At 52.3% G+C, this 19,549-nt stretch carries 16 protein-coding genes; 11 read left to right on the top strand and 5 right to left on the bottom strand.

Features of this window, described 5'->3' with window-relative positions:
• Positions 1–90 precede the first annotated feature (90 nt).
• On the bottom strand, positions 91–2,700 hold the full coding sequence (acnB, locus tag NDA02_RS17775) for a bifunctional aconitate hydratase 2/2-methylisocitrate dehydratase (RefSeq protein WP_348247292.1): 2,610 nt from the start codon (positions 2,698–2,700) through the stop codon (positions 91–93).
• A 200-nt stretch (positions 2,701–2,900) separates the two neighbouring features.
• Positions 2,901–3,365 (bottom strand): VOC family protein, encoded by a 465-nt coding sequence (locus tag NDA02_RS17770; RefSeq protein ID WP_348255573.1) that lies wholly within the window; start codon positions 3,363–3,365, stop codon positions 2,901–2,903.
• 374 nt (positions 3,366–3,739) lie between these two features.
• On the opposite strand from NDA02_RS17770, the gene NDA02_RS17765 reads away from it, so the two are divergent.
• Entirely contained in the window at positions 3,740–3,994 is a 255-nt protein-coding gene (locus tag NDA02_RS17765; protein ID WP_348255572.1) for a hypothetical protein, read from the top strand.
• A complete protein-coding gene (locus NDA02_RS17760; protein ID WP_348255570.1) occupies positions 3,984–5,033 on the top strand; it encodes an LPO_1073/Vpar_1526 family protein in 1,050 nt (349 codons plus the stop codon). The genes NDA02_RS17765 and NDA02_RS17760 overlap by 11 nt, the downstream gene beginning before the upstream one ends.
• Positions 5,034–5,240: 207 nt before the next feature.
• Here the strand turns inward: NDA02_RS17760 and prfB are convergent.
• Positions 5,241–6,363 (bottom strand): peptide chain release factor 2 gene (prfB, locus tag NDA02_RS17755; protein WP_348255583.1). Its coding sequence is split into 2 segments (ribosomal slippage): positions 5,241–6,290 and positions 6,292–6,363, totalling 1,122 coding nucleotides; the frame shifts between segments, so codons are not numbered across the junction.
• Positions 6,364–6,557: 194 nt separating this feature from the next.
• On the opposite strand from prfB, the gene NDA02_RS17750 reads away from it, so the two are divergent.
• Both NDA02_RS17750 and NDA02_RS17745 read left to right on the top strand, forming a co-directional pair.
• Positions 6,558–8,264, top strand: coding sequence for an AAA family ATPase (locus tag NDA02_RS17750; protein WP_348255568.1), 1,707 nt, complete (start codon positions 6,558–6,560; stop codon positions 8,262–8,264).
• Between the two features lie 272 nt (positions 8,265–8,536).
• The gene (locus NDA02_RS17745) at positions 8,537–9,064 is read left to right on the top strand and encodes a hypothetical protein (RefSeq protein ID WP_348255566.1); all 528 of its coding nucleotides are present in this window, start codon (positions 8,537–8,539) and stop codon (positions 9,062–9,064) included.
• Between the two features lie 12 nt (positions 9,065–9,076).
• Here the strand turns inward: NDA02_RS17745 and hisA are convergent, their stop codons facing one another.
• A complete protein-coding gene (gene hisA, locus NDA02_RS17740) occupies positions 9,077–9,847 on the bottom strand; it encodes a 1-(5-phosphoribosyl)-5-[(5-phosphoribosylamino)methylideneamino]imidazole-4-carboxamide isomerase (protein WP_190794421.1) in 771 nt (256 codons plus the stop codon).
• 264 nt (positions 9,848–10,111) lie between these two features.
• On the opposite strand from hisA, the gene NDA02_RS17735 reads away from it, so the two are divergent.
• The 3 genes from NDA02_RS17735 (at position 10,112) to NDA02_RS17725 (ending at position 14,150) form a co-directional block, all read left to right on the top strand.
• The gene (locus tag NDA02_RS17735; RefSeq protein ID WP_190794422.1) at positions 10,112–10,945 is read left to right on the top strand and encodes a DUF975 family protein; all 834 of its coding nucleotides are present in this window, start codon (positions 10,112–10,114) and stop codon (positions 10,943–10,945) included.
• Positions 10,946–11,014: 69 nt separating this feature from the next.
• Entirely contained in the window at positions 11,015–11,512 is a 498-nt protein-coding gene (locus NDA02_RS17730; protein ID WP_190794423.1) for a DUF2752 domain-containing protein, read from the top strand.
• Positions 11,513–11,744: 232 nt separating this feature from the next.
• Entirely contained in the window at positions 11,745–14,150 is a 2,406-nt protein-coding gene (locus NDA02_RS17725) for a heavy metal translocating P-type ATPase (RefSeq protein WP_348255564.1), read from the top strand.
• Positions 14,151–14,255: 105 nt separating this feature from the next.
• Here the strand turns inward: NDA02_RS17725 and NDA02_RS17720 are convergent, their stop codons facing one another.
• Positions 14,256–14,774, bottom strand: a complete 519-nt coding sequence (locus NDA02_RS17720) for a hypothetical protein (protein ID WP_190794425.1) — start codon at positions 14,772–14,774, stop codon at positions 14,256–14,258.
• Positions 14,775–15,351: 577 nt separating this feature from the next.
• Between NDA02_RS17720 and NDA02_RS17715 the strand changes: the two genes are divergently transcribed.
• The 4 genes from NDA02_RS17715 to NDA02_RS17700 all read left to right on the top strand — a co-directional run bounded on the left by NDA02_RS17715 (position 15,352) and on the right by NDA02_RS17700 (position 19,544).
• Entirely contained in the window at positions 15,352–16,257 is a 906-nt protein-coding gene (locus NDA02_RS17715) for a cation transporter (RefSeq protein ID WP_348255562.1), read from the top strand.
• A 187-nt stretch (positions 16,258–16,444) separates the two neighbouring features.
• On the top strand, positions 16,445–17,587 hold the full coding sequence (gene devC / locus NDA02_RS17710; RefSeq protein ID WP_190789889.1) for an ABC transporter permease DevC: 1,143 nt from the start codon (positions 16,445–16,447) through the stop codon (positions 17,585–17,587).
• A gap of 2 nt (positions 17,588–17,589) precedes the next feature.
• Complete coding sequence (gene devC / locus NDA02_RS17705) at positions 17,590–18,759, top strand: ABC transporter permease DevC (RefSeq protein ID WP_190789890.1); 1,170 nt, start codon at positions 17,590–17,592, stop codon at positions 18,757–18,759.
• On the top strand, positions 18,756–19,544 hold the full coding sequence (locus NDA02_RS17700) for a DevA family ABC transporter ATP-binding protein (protein WP_190789891.1): 789 nt from the start codon (positions 18,756–18,758) through the stop codon (positions 19,542–19,544). The genes devC (NDA02_RS17705) and NDA02_RS17700 overlap by 4 nt, the downstream gene beginning before the upstream one ends.
• Positions 19,545–19,549 lie beyond the last annotated feature (5 nt).

Below are 19,549 nucleotides of genomic sequence, written 5' to 3'. Positions count from 1 at the left end.
AATACCTTAGATCGAATCGATCGGGTACTGCCCCTGCTTGCTTGATTACCTTGCTTGATGACAACGAGAGTCTAGACGAGGTTGCCCGCACTATCGGGCAGTGGTCGGCATTCCCAGGATGTCCTCGATCCGGGGCATTTCCTCTAGGGGAATCACACGACCCTCATCTTCAAACCCGGTGATCTGGTCGAAGTTGAGGTAGCGATACAGGTCTGCCGCAAAGGGATTAATTTTATCCTGAACGATCGCCTGATACTCTTCAACCGTGGGAATCCGACCAAGCAGGGCACAGACTGCTGCCAGTTCCGCTGAGCCGAGATAGACTTTGGCATCTTTGCCCATGCGGTTGTTGAAGTTGCGCGTTGAAGTCGAGAAGACCGTGACGCCATCTTCTACTCGCGCCTGGTTGCCCATACAAAGTGAGCATCCGGGCATTTCGGTTCTGGCTGCGACGGCATTGAAGACATCGTAAACGCCTTCTTCGCGGAGCTGCTTTTCGTCCATACGAGTTGGCGGCGCGATCCAGAGGCGAACGTTGGTGGAGGTTGCCCCTTCGAGGATCTTGGCGGCGGCGCGATAGTGCCCGATGTTGGTCATGCAGGAGCCAATAAACACTTCGTGAATCGGATCGCCTGCACATTCCGACATCAGTTTGATGTTATCGGGATCATTGGGAGCGGCGACGATCGGTTCTTTGATCTGATCCAGATCGACCTCGATCACATCAGCGTATTCGGCATCTTGATCGGCTTCCATCAGCGACGGATTTGCCAGCCATTGCTCCATTTTTGCCACGCGCCGCAGAATGGTTCGAGCATCCCCGTAGCCCCGTGCTGCCATATTTTTCAGCAGAGCGACATTCGATCGCAGATATTCGGCAACGGTTTCGGTACTGAGGGCGATCGTTGAACCCGCACAGGATCTTTCTGCGGTTGCATCGGTCAGCTCAAAGGCTTGCTCTAGTTTCAGGTCGGGCAGTCCTTCCATTTCCATGATGCGACCGGAGAAGACGTTCTTTTTGTTTTGCTTCTCAACGGTGAGTTTGCCCTGTTGCATTGCCACGTAGGGAATCGCATTCACGATATCGCGTAGCGTCACACCGGGCTGCAATTGACCCGTAAACCGCACGAGCACCGATTCCGGCATATCCAGAGGCATTACGCCCAACGCTGCCGCAAACGCCACCAGTCCCGAACCTGCCGGGAAAGAGATGCCCAACGGGAAGCGAGTATGGGAGTCACCGCCTGTGCCCACTGTATCTGGCAGCAGCATCCGGTTTAGCCAGGAGTGGATAATGCCATCGCCTGGACGCAGGGAAACGCCACCGCGCTGGGTGATAAAGTCCGGCAGTTCGTGGTGAGTTTTGATATCTACAGGTTTGGGATATGCCGCCGTATGGCAGAAGCTCTGCATGACCAGATCGGCACTGAAGCCGAGGCAAGCCAGCTCTTTCAGTTCGTCGCGGGTCATAGGTCCGGTGGTGTCCTGCGATCCCACAGTCGTCATCATGGGTTCACAGGAAGTTCCTGGTCGCACACCCTCTAAACCGCAGGCTTTGCCGACCATTTTCTGCGCCAGGGTATAGCCTTTGCCCGTGTCTTTCGGCGGAGATGGGCGAATGAAGCGATCGCTCACACTTAAGCCCAGTGCCACCCGTGCCTTATCCGTCAGCGTCCGACCGATCAGCAGGGGAATTCGTCCGCCTGCCCGTACTTCATCCAAAATCGTGTCCGGCTTCAGTTTAAAGGTGGCGATCGTCTCACCCGATTCATTCTGAATTTCGCCTTTGTAGGGATAGATCGTAATCACATCCCCGGTTTCCATTTGCGACACATCGCACTCGATCGGCAACGCGCCCGAATCTTCTGCGGTGTTGAAGAAAATCGGCGCAATCTTGCCGCCCAGCACATAGCCACCCGATCGCTTATTGGGCACGAAGGGAATGTCCTGTCCGATGTGCCATAGCACGGAGTTGATGGCTGATTTACGGGAAGACCCGGTTCCCACGACATCCCCTACATAAGCGACGGGATGGCCTTTTTGCTTGAGTTGGGCGATCGTCTCCAGGCTTCCCGGTTGGCGAGTTTCCAGCATTGCCAAGGCATGAAGCGGAATATCGGGGCGAGTTGTCGCGTGGGTTGCCGGAGACAAATCATCGGTATTCGTTTCGCCCGGAACCTTAAACACCGTCACCGTGATCGATTCCGCCAGTTCGGGACGAGTGGTAAACCAGTCTGCATTCGCCCAGGATTCCATCACCTGCTGAGCATTGCCGTTGCCCTGTTCGGCGAGTTCCTGCACGTCATGAAAGGCATCGTACACCAGCAGAATTCTGCTTAAAGCCTTTGCTGCTGCGCTTGCAATTTCAGCATTTTCAACTTGCAGCAGATCGATCAGCGACTGCACATTATATCCACCCATCATGGTGCCTAGCAGCTCCACTGCATCCAGAGCAGACACCAGGGGACTCGTAATTTCACCCTTTGCAACGCCGGTCAAAAAACCTGCCTTTACATAAGCCGCCTGATCGACTCCGGGCGGAACGCGATCGCGCAGCAAACTCAGCAAAACCGCTTCCTCACCTGCCGGAGGATTTTTGAGCAGTTCGCACAAACCAGAGGTTTGCTCCGCATCGAGCGGCAGAGGTGGAATTCCTAACGCCGATCGCTCTGCAACATGGTTCCGATAAGCTTCATCCATCTTCCTAACTTCTCCTGGTCTCCTGGCAGCAAAACTTGGGGTGACACGCACCACCCAGAATCTTCATTGAAACATTTTTCGCTCTATTCCTACCGTAGCTCGACCAACTGATTGTGAGGAGTTCTAGACAGGGGAAGCTGCCGGACTGAATTTGACGATCGCCCAGCCGGATCTCCGCTCTTTAACTATAGAAATCGCAACTATCCCTTTGGATCGCAGCGAATCTCGACTAAAAAGCCATCGGGATCATAAAAATAAATCCCTCTTCCGGTCGGACGGCTGACGGGACCGTGATCGATCGTAATCTCGTTTTGCCGCAGCACTTCAACCGCATGATCAAATAGATCTGGGTCGATATCAAATGCCAGGTGTCCAGCACGAGTAAAGCACTTGCTGGGGTCAGGGTCGGGCGGCAGCAAATTCGGCTTCCAGAACAAATCAACGATCGTTCCGTCCGGCGTTTCAAAGTTTGCCGCTTCGCCTTTCTCAAACAGTTCCTTCAGCGTTTCGGGTACTTCTGCCCCGGTCAACTCCCGCAGCCCCAGCACGTTGCCATAAAAGTGACGCGATGCCGCCATATCACGAACATTCAACGCAATATGATGAACGCGACGCAGCATTCCGGTGGCGATCGATTTCGTTTCTTGCTGAGGACTGGAAACCATAGGACAAACGGGGAAGAAGTAAAGCCTGCTATGGATCAGGATAGCTCAATCGTCCGGGTGGGGCGATCGCTAACCTGTGGGTTGAAGGACAAGTTGCTGGGGCGATCGGTGCAAAGCGCAACTCCAAAGATAACAATTTGAATAATTTGGCTGCTGAAAGGCGGCTCCCTCAATCAGAATTGGCTTTTCCCAAAACTTCATGAGAACGGGGTAGATAGGGGCGATCGATCGGAGGGATAGTTATACTGAATTGCTCTGTCTAAAGAGCCAAATTAAGGATCTTAGACAGAAATATTTTTGCCTATATCGCTAATCTAGGATCTTAGGTGGGAAACGTTCCGCCCAATCAGTAGTTATGCATTAGAGGACAGCACATGACTCAAATAATAAAATTCTTGGCTGTTGTTGCCTTGGTAGCTTCAATTGCTTGGCTCGCTTCAGATCCGGGTTTCGAGCCAGCCCTTGCGTTGGTAGGCTCAATGTCAGCTCTAGTATCAGCGTTTGTTGTTGAGAAACGCAGTAAACGGCATGCACGACAGCATCAGTCTGTCTCAAACTCCTCTATGGGTATTCAGGCTGGCGGAGATGTGAGTATCGGAGATATCAATAGCGACAAGCATGCTAAATAAAGATCAGGAACAAAACGTCGCCGAGGGGAGCACTGCAATCCAAGCAGGCGGCAATGTCACAATCACAGGGTTAACTTACACTGAAGTTAAAAGTGTTGCACTTGATGTCTTTAAAGCAAACTTCTATGAACTTGCGGGAGTTGCCAAAGAAACAGCCAGAGCCAGAGCTGAGGAAATCACTGAAGCATTTCTATCGAAACTACAGCAAGAAAATCCAGATGGATTTAAAAAATCGGATGATCCCGATTTCCAATATGCGCTCTTTACTGTTCAGAAGGAATACGCCAGAAATGGCGACAAGGAGCTTGGAGATCTTCTGGTTGATCTTTTGGTCGATAGAAGCAAGCAAGAGCAGCGTGACATTTTACAGATTGTTCTTAATGAATCTCTTATCACGGCACCCAAGTTAACTGAGAGCCAACTGGCTGCCTTGGCTGTGATATTTCTGTTTAAGTATACACAAAATTTTCGTGTTGGCAATCATCAGATGCTTGCTGAGTATCTTGACATGCATGTTGCTCCCTTTGCCTCAAAACTTGTTAAGAATATAGCTTGTTATCAACATCTTGAGTTTTCTGGTAGCGGAGCAATTGGGCTTGGAGAAAGAAGACTTGAGAGTATTTTGGGTATAACCTACCAGGGGCAATTCCTGAAAGGATTTGAAGAGAAAGAAATTATAGATAGGGGTATCTCTATCGGACTCGATCAGAGATTTTTCATGCCGTGCCTTAATGACCCATCCAAATTACAGGTTCGTGCAAATAGCAAAGAATTGCTAGACGAAGCTTTGGAAGAATGTGCAATTTTGGCTGAGGATCGTGTCAAAATTCATGCTCTATTTGACCTCGGAAAAATGAATGATTCAGAGATCAAAGACAAATGCATCGAAATTAGACCCTATATGTCTAGCCTTTTTGAAACATGGTCAGAGTCTGCGATGAAGAATTTCACCCTTACTAGCGTTGGGATTGCGATCGGTCATGCAAATATCAAGCGCTTAGTTGGCGAGTTCTCAAATTTATCTATCTGGATAAACTGATGCATAACAACCGTGTTGTAGCAGAGGCCATCAAGATTTTGGTGTTAATGCAAAGGTCACTTGCAACTACCGAACACGAACGTTAGGGAGAACAGTCGGGACAATAGCAGTTTCCCGCTAAACGCGATCGCTCTTATATCACTCCTACAGTAGGCGAGGGAAACAGCGGGGGCGGTGTCGGCTCGCTGCAGCTAAGCAAAACCTCTGCTAAACGCTTGCTCCTTCGGTGAGGTGATTTTCCTGCCGCAAACAGGTTTCGATAAACGAGTCGAGTTCGCCGTTCATCACATCGTCGATCGCCGTGGTTTCCTGATTGGTTCGCAGGTCTTTGACCAACTGATAGGGATGAAACACATAGTTGCGGATCTGGTTGCCCCAGGCAGCCTCGACGATATCGCCCCGGATATCGGCAATTTCTTTGGCTCGCTGTTCCTGAGCAATGACCAATAGCTTTGCCTTCAGACGCGCCATAGCTTTCTCTTTGTTTTGAAGCTGCGATCGTTCTTCGGTACAGCGCACCATTAGCCCGGTGGGAACGTGGCGAATCTGGACTGCCGTTTCCACTTTGTTCACGTTTTGTCCACCTTTGCCGCCCGATCGCGTGGTGATAATTTCCAGGTCTTTGTCGGGAATGTCGAGCGTCACTGACTCATCCAGAATTGGCATCACTTCCACGCCTGCAAAACTAGTTTGCCGCTTGCCGTTGGCGTTGAAGGGGGAAATTCTGACGAGGCGATGGGTTCCCTTCTCGACTTTGAGATAGCCGTAGGCATAGCGTCCGTCAATTTCTAAGCTGACAGATTTAACTCCGGCTTCGTCGCCCTCTGAAATTTCGGTCAAATGCACCTTATAGCCGTGTGCTTCGCCCCAGCGCGTGTACATTCGCAGCAGCATTTCTGCCCAGTCTTGCGCGTCGGTTCCGCCTGCTCCGGCGTTGATCGTGAGCACTGCGCCGCGATCGTCATATTCGCCCGATAAAAGCTGCTGAAGCTCCCACTGGTCAAGCTCGCGCTGGAGCCGATTCAGGTTAGCTTCGGCTTCTTGAATCAGGGATTGATCGGATTCCAATTCCAGCAGTTCTAGAATTGCTTTGGCGTCTTCGAGGGTAGACTGCCAGCGATCGAGCTGTTCGATGTGAGATTTGAGATCGTTTAGCTCTTGAAGGGTACGCTGTGCTTGCGCCTGGTTTTCCCAAAATTCCGGTTGGGCAGCGACCTGCTCCAGGTCAGCAATTCTGGCGGTGAGAGCAGGCAGGTCAAAGATAGTCCTGGGTTTTACCCAGGCGGTCAGACAACTGTTCGACTTCGCGTTTAATGTCGAAAACTTCCATCATGGAGAAATTTGCTTCAAACTAGGACTAGCATCTTGCATTTCAATTCTAATCCCTGTGTGCAGGCTTCGCATCGGGTGGAGCGCATTTGAATAAAGCCACGCTCGAATAAAGCCAAAACAATATTGAAGCGCATCTACTTTACTTTTCGCTAAGATCCATTCCTCCCACACCTAAGAACCCCCTTACCCATCATGGCGATACCCGGAGAACAGGCAGACGGCTTTGCAAACAACTGGGCTTATTTAAAAACAGAGCTTCAGTGGTTAGAGCGAGTCTTGCTGCTGGCAGTTGCTCGACAACGCAAAGACACCAAAGAGATCGATCGCTTTTCCCAAACCGCAGCCGATCGTGCGACAAGTCATTGGTGGAAGGGCATCATCTCGCTGGATACTAATGTCGCCTATGACGAACATCGCCAGCCCCAGTCGAGCGCAAAATCGACCTATCCCCAGCAGCTTGAGGCGCAGATTCAAGCCAGTCAGCGGCAAGGAAATGTTCTGGCGTTACCTGCGCTCCGCGATCGATTGCGCTTGTCGGAATTTGAGAAAAATCTGGTGCTGATGGCACTTGCTCCAGAAGTAAATCGCCGCTTTGCTCAGCTCTATCGATTTTTGCAGGGCAACGAGGGCGGACTGAAGCCCGATCTGCCGATGCTCGATCTGGTTTTGCGATTGCTTTGCCGCACCGATGCCGACTGGTATACCGCTCGCTATCACTTGCTAAATTCTTCGCCGCTGCTGAAGACGGAACTGGTAAACCTGCTGCCCTGCACCGAGCAAACTCGCCTCAGTAGCCCGGTCAAGCTCTCCGATCGCCTGGTGAACTATCTGCTGGCGACTCACCCCACACAGGCAGATCTTGATACGCTGCTGCATCCTCCTGCCCCCAAAGCGGCGGCTCCGGTTGCTGTCATTAGTCGCTGCGTTTATCTTCAGCGTCAGACGGCGACTGTTGCCTGGTCGGATGTTGTTTTGCCACCAGAATGTCTGTCGTCCCTGCAATATCTCACGCAGCAGGTTGCAGGACAAAGGCAGGCAGAGGAAGTTTGGAACCTGGGTGCGGCAGACCTGGGACGAATCGGTCGATTTGCGCTGGTTACAGGCAAGCCTGGAACGGGAAAAACAACCGTCGCTGCTGCCGCTGCCAGTGCGCTCGATGTGCCATTATTCACGGTTGATTTAGCGCAGATCGATCCGGCAAATTATTCGGCAGTTCTCAAAGAAATCAGTCTGTACGCTCCTACCGTGGTGCTGATTAAATCGGCGCAAAAGTGGCTAAGCCGATCGTCTACGCTGTCGATCGCCACCCTTCATCGGTTTCTTGAGGAGCGATCGAAGCTGGCTACCCTGACCTGTTTTAGTGTCACCCATCTAGCCTCGGTACAGCTTCAGTGGCAGCGACAAATGGACGGTTTGCTGAGATTGCCTCTGCCTGCGGCGATGGATCGGCTGAAGCTGTGGCAGCGTGCCTTTCCGTCCTCGGTGGCCGTCAGTGAACGAATGCCCTGGCAACTTTTAGCCGATCACTTACTTATTAGCGGTGGCACGATTCAGGAACTTGCTCAGGACATGATTCGCGATGCGGCAGCAATGGGTGTGACGACGATCGAGATAACGCATTTGCAAACGGTTTGTCAACAGCACGGATATGATTTGAAACTTCCCGCAGCACTACTCAAACCCAAATCCTCGCGCAATTCTTCCCGCAAATCTTCGCGTAAATCCTCTGCTGCTGAATCGACTCCATCGGTTGCCCTGAGTATATTACCCGAAACATTGTCTGAAGCATTGCCCGAAACATTACCGGATCTGCTATCTGAAGTACCGCCTGAGACATTACCCGACAAAGCAGCGAAACCATCCGCCGCAACGCGACGAAAGCGAACCGGAGAATCATGACAACAGGTGCGATCGCTTTAGCCGGGGAATGGAATCGATTGAAACAGGTGGAAACTGCGATCGCATCCAGTAGGTAATAGGACGGCAAGCAATGGGATGAGCATCCCGGCAAGCGTCAGGAGATTTAGAAATTAATATTTCTAAACCAAACGGACTGAAAGAATTCAGTTGATTTGTGGGAATCCTGCGTTGATAATGAAGAATCAATCCCTGCGATCGATTCTACAACGGCACTAAATCACATTTTATTACTTTGGGGTAGGAATCTAGATATGGCAAGAGGCACGGCGAAGAATATGGCTAAAGATACGGCTGGGAATGCGACTGGGAATACGGCGACAAGCATGATCAAAACAAAGAAGCGGGGTTCTTCAAACGTTCCGCAGCGGGCCCTCGCAACCGTTAGCCTGACATTGACCGACCTGCCAGAAAAAACCAAAGAATCCTGGTCGCTGCGCGAAGCAGTCGATCAACTTCAAGACTCGATTACGATCGCCATGCAGCGGGGCTATACCTACGACGAAATTGTGACGGTTCTGGCCAGCTGTGGCATTCGGATTACTGCTTCTTCGCTGAAACGCTATCTGTCGATCGTTAAACGCGCCAATTCAGCCACCAAGCCGCGTCGGAGTCGCAATCAGCCTGTGTCCAGCCCACCCGTTGAGGCTACTATCGTGGAGCCAGTGCTTGAGATCGTTTCGCCTTCCCGTCGTCGGGGTCGAGCCGCTTCAGCAACCAAAACGGCTGCCAAGGCAAAAGCAACGCCCCGCACCACTGCCCCTCAGAAACGCAAAAAATAAGCACCAGTGCATTTAGGCAAGGGTGGAACCAAAATCGGGCGGCACATCCTGCCAGCGACCCTGACCGACTGCACGAATGGCTTCCTTGAGCGAAACGGCTCCGGTATAAAGAGCACGTCCGACGATCGCTCCTGTCACCCCGATCGCTTCCAGGCGAAGCAACTGCATTAAGTCATTCACCGAACTGACCCCGCCCGACGCAATCACAGGAACCGACACCGCATTCGCCAGCTCGCGCAGCGCGTCCAAATTTGCGCCCTGTAGCGTTCCGTCCCGATGAATATCGGTGTAGATAATTGCGGCAACGCCAAACCCTGCCATTTGCTGAGCCAGGGTCACAGCTTCGACTGCTGAGGTTTCCAGCCAGCCGCGTGTGGCAACCTTGCCGTTGCGGGCATCAATGCCGACGACGATGCGATCGGGAAACTCCTGACAAAGCTGCTGCACCAGATCGGGCTGTTCGACAGCAACCGTTCCCAAAATGACGCGCTGCACGCCCAAACGGAGCAAATCCGCCGCACTCGCTCGATCGCGCAAGCCCCCGCCCACCTGCACCGGAATCGATACTGCCTGCACAATTGCCTCGATCGCCTGCTGATTGACCGGATGCCCTGCCTTCGCCCCATCCAGATCGACGAGATGCAGCCAGGTTGCGCCCTGCTCTGCCCACTGCTGCGCCACTGCAACCGGGTTGTCGTCAAACACCTGAGACTGGGCATAGTCTCCCTGATACAGCCGCACACATTTTCCGTCTAGCAGGTCGATCGCTGGAATGACATCCATAAGTTCTACACAGTCTAAATTGCACTTGCCAAACCCTGATTTTACTAAATTGATGACCGAATGGATGAGCGGCAAAATCAGGAAGTTTGTATGGGGCAATAGGTCGCAGTTTCCTCTACCAACTCAGCAAAGACAAAATGTTTAATCATTTGTCACTTCTCGGTGGGTGGCAAGAGCGACAAGTATAATTTGGCGATGTGTATGCAAGTGATGTGTATGCAAGTATTTTAATGCGTTCATTCATAAAAGCATTGGGACTAATAGATGTTTGACGATTCTCCTAAAAATATCAACAGCTTGATTCGAGAAGGCTACACGATCACCCCGATCGCTTATCTCAGTGAAGGCTGGGAAATTTTTAAGCAAAATGCGGGGGGATTTATCGGTTTTTTGATCGTCTGCTTTCTGATCAATCTTGTCCTTACCGGACCTGCCGCCTTTGTTTCTGATCCCGATCAAGTGAGCGGAGTAGCAGCAGCCTGGCGCACTATCGGAAGCCTGATTAGCTCGATTATTTCTGCTCCGCTTTTTGCTGGATTCCTTTTTGTTGCTTTTAAGATCTTGAAGCAACAGCAGACGACCTTCGGGGATTTTTTTAAGGGGTTTCAGAACGGTCGATTTCTGCCTATCTTTCTGACCAGTCTCGTCTCCGGTTTGCTGATTCTTTTAAGCTTAATTCCCTTCTTTATTCTGTTTGGGTTGGGTCTGATTGCGTTGCTCGCGAGCAATCCAGCTTTCGCGCTTTCTACTCCAATTCCTTTCAGCCTGAATCCGACTGTTGCTGTTTTGCTGCTCATTGGCAGTCTGCTGGCACTGCTGCCCGGAATTTATCTTTCGATCGCCTATAACTTTGCGATTCCTTTAGTAGTCGAGCGCAGGCTGGGCTTTTGGGAAGCGATCGAGACAAGCCGTAAGGTGATCACAAAGCAGTGGTTTTCCTTCCTGGGCTTTGCTAGCCTGCTGTTTCTGGTTAACGTAGCAGGTGTGCTGCTGTGTGGCATCGGTTTGCTAGTCACCGCTCCCCTAACGATCTGTGCTACCGTCGCTGCCTATCGTCATATCCTCGGACTCAATCTTTCGAGTGAGATGGCAGTTTAGGCAGTTCAGGCAGTTTCGCCTGGATTTCGCTTCTACCTGGGTTCGCTCTTATCGAACTGATGCTAACTAATGCTGTTTTCTCTTTCGCTTGTGCCGCTTTCCGCTGCTGAACGACGATCGCGCCAGGTTTGCCTCGCGGTGGTTACTGCTCCGATCGCAGGGGCATTCCTTTGTAGGAGCTATCAGATTTCCTGGCTCGTTTGCCCGCTCCGATCGCTGACTGGAATTCCCTGTCCCACCTGCGGCATGACGCGATCCTTTATAGCCGTCACAAGCCGCGATTGGAGTGGGGCGATCGGCTATCACGCCTTTGGTCCGCTTTTGTTTTTGATTCTGCTGATTGCCGCGCTGCATTTATTGCTGGAACTGGGGATGCAGCGTCGAATTCGCACGGTTTATGGACGCTGGATGCACAATCGTCGCTGGCAGCGTTTCCTACTTTCAGGATTCTTGCTGTACTACGGAGTTCGCTTACATCACGGGTTATCGTCCGGCGAGCTATTAGCCGCAATGCAAGCTGCGCCGATCGGGAATCTATTGTTTGAGGGAGTGACTAAACTTTTCTAGAAACAAAAATCTAGCGCTCGTCTAGTGGGCAATGCCGGATCTCTGCAACTGCTTTCTGCAACTGCTCAAACATTTGCTCAGCCGCAAATCTTGCATAAATTTTGCACAAATCTTGCAAAAGCTAAAATCAACCGATCGTCTGTATCCAATTATGTAGCGGTTCGCTAGGCTGGAGATGGAAGCTTGATTGCGTTAGATCACTTCCGATTTGTTTCTCTGACTTCGATCGCTTATGCAGCTTATCCCCGAAAAATCGATCGCTTCTGCCCCCTCTGAATCCGCTTCGGAAACCTTTACGCTCGATGTCAGCGGCATGAAATGTGCAGGCTGTGTGCGGACAGTCGAAAATACGTTGAAGTCAGAAGCAGGCGTTAAAAATGCGATCGTGAATCTCGTCACCGAAGTGGCAGTGGTGGAATGCGCTCCGGGCATCGATTCCGCAGTGCTGGCAGAAAAACTAACTCAGGCAGGCTTTCCCAGCCAGTCGCGCCAGAGCGACACCGCCGCCCCTGATGGGCTGACCCCCGCTGAACGGCAGCAGCAGGAGACGCGGCAGCAAACTCGTCGTGCCCTGATTGCCATTTCGCTGGTTGTGCTCTCGGCGACCGGGCATCTGCACCAGTTTGGCTGGCTATCGATCCCGGGACTGAGCAATATCTGGTTTCACTGGGGACTGGCAACGCTGGCACTGCTGTTTCCGGGACGATCGATTTTGGTGGATGGCTGGCGCGGCTTGCGGCGAAATGCGCCGAATATGAATACGCTGGTCGGGCTGGGAACCGTGACGGCTTACACGGCGAGCCTGATCGCGCTGCTGTTTCCCCGCTTGGGCTGGGAATGTTTCTTTGATGAGCCAGTGATGCTGGTGGGCTTTATTTTGTTGGGTCGATCGCTAGAGCAAGGGGCAAGAAGTCGGGCAACGGCTGCGCTTCAGTCTTTGTTTGACCTCCAGCCCACGATCGCTCGGTTGATTCCGGCTGATTCTCCCACGCTGGCTCCCAACGCAGCAGCTGAAATTCCTGCCAGTCAGGTGAAGGTGGGCGAATGGCTACAAGTGCTGCCGGGTGAAAAGATTCCGGTTGATGGCGAAGTAATTGCGGGACAAACTACGGTGAACGAGTCGATGCTGACCGGAGAAGCCGTTCCGGTGCTCAAACAGTCGGGCGAGTTGGTTGCTGCTGGGACGCTTAACTTGTCTGGGGCGATCGTAATTCGGGCGACGCGCACGGGCAAAGACACGACGCTGGCGCAAATTATTAATCTGGTGGAAACGGCGCAAACGCGCAAGGCTCCGATTCAGGGCGTAGCGGATACGGTCGCAGGCTATTTTACCTATGGCGTGATGACGATCGCTACGCTCACCTTTAGCTTCTGGTATTTCATCGGCAGCCGGGTATGGGCAGAACAAATTCAGCAGTTAGGACATCACGCGATCGGCGCATCCCATGCGCTAATGCACAGCGGCGGCATGGCGGGTATGGGCGAGCTGCCAACTTCTCCGCTCTTGCTCAGCCTCAAGCTTGCGATCGCGGTTCTGGTGATTGCCTGTCCCTGTGCGCTTGGGCTTGCTACCCCCACAGCTATCCTGGTTGGGTCGGGCATTGGGGCAGAGCGGGGCTTGCTGATTCGCGGCGGCGATGTGCTGGAAAAGGTGCATCAGCTTAAAACGATCGTGTTTGACAAAACCGGAACGCTCACAATGGGTCAGCCGCTCGTCACCGATTGCTTGCCCGTCACAGCCGATAGCTCAGCCGATATTTCAGCAGACAACTTGCTTCAGCTTGCAGCCACAGTTGAAAGCGGCACACAGCACCCGTTAGCGATCGCAATCCAGCAGCAGGCACAGCAGCAGGAACTCCCTTTGTTGCAGGCAGATCAGTTTCAAACCGAGCCAGGCTTAGGCGTGGCAGCAACGATCGACCAAAATCGCGTCATTGTTGGGAATGCCCAATGGCTCGATCGCGCTGGCGTAGCAATCCCTCAAGCTGCCCAAACTCAAGCTGAAACCCTGACAGCCGCAGGCAAATCGCTGGTTTATGTGGCGGTCAACCGTCATCTGATTGGACTGATTGCGGCTCAAGATGCCCTGCGACCTGATGCTAAAGCAACAGTCGATCGCCTCAAATCTATGGGATTGCGCGTCATGCTTCTGACCGGGGATCAACAAACCGCAGCGCAGGCGGCAGCAAAACAACTTGGACTCTCAGAACAAGCTGTGCTGGCAAACGTGCGGCCCGATGAGAAGGCAAAGACGATCGCTCAGCTTCAGCAGCAGGGGACAGTCGGCATGGTGGGAGACGGCATCAACGACGCGCCTGCTCTGGCTCAGGCAGATGTGGGAATCGCACTGTATTCGGGAACTGATGTGGCAATGGAGTCGGCAGGCATTGTGCTGATGCGCGATCGGCTAAGCGATGTGGTGGAGTCGATTCGCCTCAGCCGCGCCACCTTTAACAAGATTCAGCAGAATCTCTTCTGGGCATTCATCTATAACCTGCTGGGAATTCCGATCGCCGCAGGGCTACTGCTGCCCAGTTTAGGAATTGCCCTCAGTCCGGCAACGGCAGGAGCGTTTATGGCGTTTAGCTCGGTCAGCGTAGTGACAAACTCGCTGCTGCTGAGAAGTCGCTTTCGCTAATTCTGGTCAATGAAGTCGTGTTTACAGGGCATTTTCCTGGAATAAACGAAAGTCCCCCAGATCGGGGGATTTTTACGTTTGTCGCTGTTCGTCAAATCCTGCAAACTACCACAGTGCCGGGACGGGTTGAGCCGGGGTAGCCGCAGGAACAGGCACAAAGTTTGGCTGCTGGAAAATAACGGGCGGCGGAGCGGGGGGAATGGGATCTTCGGCTGCGATCAGGGGCGTGGTCAGCAGAGAACCGCTAAATGGATTGGGTAAGTCGGGGGTGCGAATGGTGGGGTCACTGGCGACCTGCTGTTCCAAAACTTCTCGATACAGCCGATCGACTCTTCTGGCGTCCCTGGCGATTTGGTTTTCGGGGAATTCAGGAATGCCCAGCAGCAGCGAAAGAGATCCGCCCAGGCTACGATTGCCAAAAAAAGTACCCGCATTCGAGTAGAAAGCATCCTCAAATGTATCGGGAATCGAGGGTTGAAGGGTCGCGGTTTGCGCCGTTGCCTGATAGCCAGGAACCATCACCGCAGCGATCGTCAAAAGCCCCAACCCATATTTTGAAAATCGCGACTGCCAAAATCGGGAAATGTGCTGCGATCGAGAATGCCCATCTGAGGTTTTGTCCATCGTTTTTATCCTCACAGCCAAAGGTGAAAAAAGGAGCAGGAAGCTTTTGATAGAAACGGATTGACGAACAGTTCGCCTCTCTTTTCTTTCTGTCACAAAGTCCTAACTAATGATAAGAGCAATCGCCAAAATAGGCACATGGATTTAATGCAAACCTCAGCCTGAATCTAGCGATCGAATTTCAATTCGTCATGCGAGTCGATGAAACTCAGAGTGCCCTAAATTCCCGCCAATTTTTCAGAAAAGTTTGAAGCCGTATTCAAACTGCTGCCTTGCTCCTCAGCTTTCCAGTTTCCTCAATTAGAAAGACTTTCAATCCTGCACGAAAACCGATCGCACCCCATTTAAGCCAGTCTGCCTTTATAGGGATGTTTGAAAAGTCATAACAATTACCTGCCCCCGACTAGCCAATTGGGGAGGAAACTGAGCCATCTCTAGGTTTCAAAGTCCTTCAGCATTAAGGGATTTAGGAGGCGATATCGCAGCTTTGATACTTTTCAATTAACCGCTCAACTCAGCAATTTAGAGGGTAAGACCCCTCAGGCGATTTGCTTATGCTTGTGATAGCCTCTGCCCTATGATGGAGCGATTGAATCGAGCAAAAATTAGTTATCGCCTGCTGTTTATTACTTTCTGGTTACTGCTGCTGTTTTTTGCAATCAAAGTTTGGGCAAGTTGGACTACCCGATCACTCTGTTTATTTGCAGAGGCACTGCGATCGATTTTGGACTGCTTCAGCACCCTGCTGAGCCTGATGACGCTAGCGGCTTTTCCTCGATCGACGCGGTGGACGATCTGGAGCCATCGTCGTCGCGAAACGCTGATTGTGCTGCTGCTGGTGGCACTTGTTGGGTTTGCAGGGCTGAGTTTGCTGGGGATTGCCCTACTTCAGCTTTATGCCCTCTGGCAGCAGCCCACCCTCGAAACGATCGCCCCAATTAAACCCGCTCTGATCTGGCTGCTGATCGCGCTGCTGCTGGTACAGTGGGGTTTGCTTTTGTTTGAGCGACACGAGGCAAGGGTGCTGCAAACTGGAATTCTGCGCGTGAATGCCAGCCACATGTTGCAGGATGTCTGGGTGACGAGCGGTGCAATTTTAGGCGTTATTGCAGTGGCTTCAGGGCTGCGATGGCTTGACCCGCTGCTGACGATGGCTTTGCTGCTGCTGACGGGAGTGAGTTTGTGGCGATTGTTGAACTGGCAAATTCCTTCTTTAGTGCGTCAGATGGTGATCGCACCAGAGGTTTTAGCAAAGCTTGCCCAGCAGTTTGAAGGAGTCGTTGCCTGTTCGCATATTCGGACCCAGGGCATGATTGGCAGGCTGGTCTTTGTGCAAATGCGACTGCTGCTGCGTCCCGAGTTTCGGCTTGCGGCAAAAACGATCGTCGATCGCCTGGAAAGCCGATTAAGGGAACGATACGGTGCAGTTGAAATAGAGATCTTAATTGATATCGATCAGCCACGATCGCAAAAATTGAAGTAAACATTGCCTGTCCGCAAGCATTATTTGCAACAAAATTTGCAACAACCCCTTTGCTCACCAGCACCTACGCGCTCACCAGCACCCGCGCAATGCCCCAGTTGGGGGAGTTGATCACCGATCGGAAATCTTAGAATAATTAAGAGTTGTTTACACTTGATCGCCGATCGCTTACCTCTGGCTGGGCTGCATGAGAACCCCGATTGCCTGGTTAAACCTGACCCACGAGAAAAACCGCTTGCTAGTGGCAATTGCGGGGGTGTCGTTTGCAGTGATTCTGGTGTTTATGAATCTGGGGTTTCTCGGTTCGCTGGCAAAGACGGCGGCGATTCTTTACGGGCAGATTGACGCAGAAATTTTTCTAATTTCGCCTCAAAGTTTAGAAATCAGTACGACCAAGCCTTTCCCGATCGAGCGAATCTACCAGGCGGCAGGGGTTAATGGAGTAGAGCGGGTCATGCCGCTGTATGTGGGCTATTTGCAGTGGCGTAATCCAGAAACGCGACGCAATCGCGCTATTTTTGTGTATGGCATGAACCCCGAAGATCCGGTATTCATCATGCCTGAACTGAAAGACCCGAAAAATCTGGCGGCACTGAGACGACCCGATACTGCGCTGATCGATCGCCTCTCGCGTCCTGAATTTGGTTCGCAGACGACGGGAACCGTGACCGAGGCAAAGCGGCGACAGATTACGATCGGTGGACAGTACAGTATGGGTGGCGGGTTTGCGGCAGACGGCACGCTGATTCTGAGCGATCAGAACTTTCGCCGCTACTTTGACCCCTTCCCGCTCAACCTGATCAACCTGGGACTGATCAAGCTCAAGCCTGGTGTGAATCCGCAGCAAATTGCAGTCGAACTGAAGCGGGTTCTGCCGCCGGATGTGTCGGTGTACACGCAGGAAGAAATCATTGCCCGCGATCGCGACTACTGGATTAACACGACTTCGACTGGATTCATCTTCACGATGGGCGTTGCAGTGTCCTGTGTGGTGGGCGTGGTGATCGTTTATCAGATTCTTTACACTGATATCTCTGACCACATGAAGCAGTATGCGACGCTCAAGGCGATGGGCTATCGCAGCCGCTTTTTGTTTGGTGTGGTGTTGCAGGAAGCGGTAATTCTGGCCGTTCTGGGCTATATCCCTGGTTTTGCCGTATCGCTAGGGCTGTATGACCTGACGGTTAGGGCAACGAGTGGCGGACTGCCGATGACAATGGAGTTGGAACGAGCCATATTTGTGCTGCTGCTGACCCTCGTGATGTGCAGCCTTTCAGCTCTGATTTCGGTGCGACGCGTGGTTACCACCGATCCAGCGGAGGTGTTCTAAGGATGGTTTGGCGGCGGACTCCCCTTGCCTGGTTTAACCTCACCTATGAGCGGCGGCGGCTATTGACTGCGATCGCCGGAGTTGGGTTTGCTGTGGTGCTGATGTTTATGTTTCGCGGCTTTGAGAATGCCCTGTACGACAGCCAGGTGCAGCTTCTAAAACGGCTGAATGGCAACATCGTGATCGTGAATCGAATTAAATACAATATGTTTGTGCCGCAGCAGTTTGCTCGGCGGCGGCTCTACCAGGCAGAAGCATTTGACGGGGTGACGGCTGCCTATCCGCTCTACACGGTTACCGCAAATTGGAAAGATCCGATCAGCAAGCGCACCCGTCCCCTGCGCGTGTTGGCGTTTAACCCAAACGATAACGTGTTGCCCTTACCGGGAATTGTGCAGCATCGATCGGACTTGCTCCTGCCCCGAACTGCTTTGATCGACGAAAAATCTCGCCCGGAAGTGGGGCCCAAGCAGGCAGGCACCGTTACCGAACTGGCAGAACAGCAAGTGACCCTGGTGGGTACGTTTAGCCTGGGCACAGACTTTGCATCTGGCAACGGCAACGTGGTCATGAGCGACCAAAACTTCTTGCGCTACTTTGCCAATCTGGGTCCAGACGAAGAAAGCCGATCGCTGAACACGGTAGACATTGGGCTGTTGCATGTCGCGGACGGAACAAACGTGGAACAACTGACCAAAGTGCTGCGCGATCGGCTTCCCAAAGATATCTCGGTCTATACCAAGCAGGAATTTGTCGATCAGGAACTCAACTACTGGCGCAAAAATACCAGCATTGGCTTTGTGTTTTCGCTGCTGACGACAATGAGCTTCCTGGTGGGCGTGATTCTGGTGTATCAGATTCTCTACACCGACGTTGCCGACCACTGGGTGGAATACGCGACGCTAAAGGCGATCGGCTACTCAAACCGCTATTTGTTCGGCGTTGTGCTGCAACAGGCGACACTGCTGGGATTTCTAGGATTTGTGCCGGGGTGTCTCATCAGCTTTGGGCTATACACCTTAACCCGGAACGCAACCGGACTGTATATGGTCATGACTCCTTCACGAATCCTGAATTTGATGATTGCCACGTTTTTAATGTGTTTGATTTCGGGCGTGATTGCGGTGCGTCGCGTCCAGCAGGCTGATCCAGCGGAGGTGTTTGGCTCATGAGTGCTTCTTTAATCACAAACAGACTGGATTTTGCAGAAGAAACGGCAGGCTCGATCGCCGTTCAAATTCGCAATCTCAATTACTTCTACGGTCAGGGCGATTTGCGAAAGCAGGTGCTATTTGACATCAGCCTGGATCTGCCTAAGGGACAGATTGTGATCATGACAGGTCCATCCGGTTCTGGAAAAACCACGCTGCTGACCCTGATCGGCGCACTGCGAACCGTGCAGGACGGCAGTCTCAAAGTGCTGGAACAAGAAATCGTCGGACTCAGTAAATCAGAGCTAGTCAAAGTGCGGCGCAATATTGGCTTTATCTTTCAGGCGCACAATCTGTTCGATTCGCTCACTGCAATGCAAAACGTCGAAATGGCAGTCGAGCTAACCCAAAACTGGCGCGAAAAGCGGCGACTCGCCACTGAAATTCTCACCCGACTCGGCTTAGGCGAACGGCTCAACTACAAGCCCAACTCCCTTTCCGGCGGACAAAAACAGCGCGTCGCGATCGCCCGTGCTCTGGTCAATCGTCCTACTTTGATTCTGGCAGACGAACCGACTGCTGCTCTAGACAAAGCCTCTGGTCGAGAGGTGGTGACGCTGCTGCAACAGCTTGCTAAAGAGCAGGGCTGTACCATTCTGATGGTGACGCACGACAACCGCATCCTCGACGTTGCCGATCGCATTGTCAACCTGGTAGACGGTCGCCTGGAGTCTGATGAAAGTCTCGATCGCTTTGTCGAAACCCACGACCCGAAGCGGCTGGATCAGAAAATGTTTATTTTGTAGCCCTG

Origin of the sequence: Leptolyngbya sp. ST-U4 (assembly GCF_039962215.1) — a bacterium.
Taxonomy (GTDB): Bacteria; Cyanobacteriota; Cyanobacteriia; order Elainellales; family Elainellaceae; genus Leptolyngbya_A.
This window is presented reverse-complemented; position numbering and strand designations above follow the sequence as displayed.

Bases quoted from the DNA above. Each gene is read 5' to 3' on its own strand.
- NDA02_RS17720 (WP_190794425.1), bottom strand. From the start codon at position 14,774: ATGGACAAAACCTCAGATGGGCATTCTCGATCGCAGCACATTTCCCGA.
- NDA02_RS17770 (WP_348255573.1), bottom strand. From the start codon at position 3,365: ATGGTTTCCAGTCCTCAGCAAGAAACGAAATCGATCGCCACCGGAATG.
- NDA02_RS17765 (WP_348255572.1), top strand. From the start codon at position 3,740: ATGACTCAAATAATAAAATTCTTGGCTGTTGTTGCCTTGGTAGCTTCA.
- NDA02_RS17725 (WP_348255564.1), top strand. From the start codon at position 11,745: ATGCAGCTTATCCCCGAAAAATCGATCGCTTCTGCCCCCTCTGAATCC.
- acnB (WP_348247292.1), bottom strand. From the start codon at position 2,700: ATGGATGAAGCTTATCGGAACCATGTTGCAGAGCGATCGGCGTTAGGA.
- hisA (WP_190794421.1), bottom strand. From the start codon at position 9,847: ATGGATGTCATTCCAGCGATCGACCTGCTAGACGGAAAATGTGTGCGG.
- NDA02_RS17700 (WP_190789891.1), top strand. From the start codon at position 18,756: ATGAGTGCTTCTTTAATCACAAACAGACTGGATTTTGCAGAAGAAACG.
- NDA02_RS17730 (WP_190794423.1), top strand. From the start codon at position 11,015: ATGCTGTTTTCTCTTTCGCTTGTGCCGCTTTCCGCTGCTGAACGACGA.
- NDA02_RS17750 (WP_348255568.1), top strand. From the start codon at position 6,558: ATGGCGATACCCGGAGAACAGGCAGACGGCTTTGCAAACAACTGGGCT.
- devC (WP_190789890.1), top strand. From the start codon at position 17,590: ATGGTTTGGCGGCGGACTCCCCTTGCCTGGTTTAACCTCACCTATGAG.
- NDA02_RS17715 (WP_348255562.1), top strand. From the start codon at position 15,352: ATGATGGAGCGATTGAATCGAGCAAAAATTAGTTATCGCCTGCTGTTT.
- NDA02_RS17760 (WP_348255570.1), top strand. From the start codon at position 3,984: ATGCTAAATAAAGATCAGGAACAAAACGTCGCCGAGGGGAGCACTGCA.
- NDA02_RS17735 (WP_190794422.1), top strand. From the start codon at position 10,112: ATGTTTGACGATTCTCCTAAAAATATCAACAGCTTGATTCGAGAAGGC.
- devC (WP_190789889.1), top strand. From the start codon at position 16,445: ATGAGAACCCCGATTGCCTGGTTAAACCTGACCCACGAGAAAAACCGC.
- NDA02_RS17745 (WP_348255566.1), top strand. From the start codon at position 8,537: ATGGCAAGAGGCACGGCGAAGAATATGGCTAAAGATACGGCTGGGAAT.